Annotated in this window: 1 protein-coding gene; it reads right to left on the bottom strand. The window is 34.2% G+C overall.

Annotation, left to right across the window (positions count from 1 at the left end):
- Positions 1–138 precede the first annotated feature (138 nt).
- Positions 139–246 (bottom strand): hypothetical protein, encoded by a 108-nt coding sequence (locus tag C5J26_RS33785; protein ID WP_371681974.1) that lies wholly within the window; start codon positions 244–246, stop codon positions 139–141.
- Positions 247–427 lie beyond the last annotated feature (181 nt).

Genomic DNA, 427 nt, shown 5'->3' with positions numbered 1-427 from the left:
TTGGTTTGGCAAGCACTGGCTTTGCTAGCCACTTCATTCACTTACGTTCATTCAGTTCTGCAAACCCGCTTGTTGGGGGTAAACCCCCAATCCCCCCTTTTTGCTAACGCAAAAAAGCTAGCCATATGGCTAGCTAATTCATTTGTTATCTTTTATTCTATGTCTTCTAGATTTTATAAATGTATTTATAGCAAAAGTACCATTATCAGCTAACAAAGGAAACCAATCATCAAATCTATTCTCCATAGCATAAATCCATAATTATTCATATTCTCTTATATCATTTTCAACTATAAAAGAAGTCATTTCTTTAAACATCTCATATCTACTTGCAGACGTAGGTTTTAACATCTCTAAGATATCTGCTCCACCATGAGCGATCATATCTTCTCGATTATATTGATATTTTTCAGGATTATCCATATGT

Origin of the sequence: Neorhizobium sp. T7_12 (genome assembly GCF_002968535.1) — a bacterium.
Lineage (GTDB): Bacteria > Pseudomonadota > Alphaproteobacteria > Rhizobiales > Rhizobiaceae > Neorhizobium > Neorhizobium tomejilense.
The sequence above is the reverse complement of the archived record's forward strand: the minus strand, read 5'-3'. Positions and strand labels throughout refer to the sequence as shown.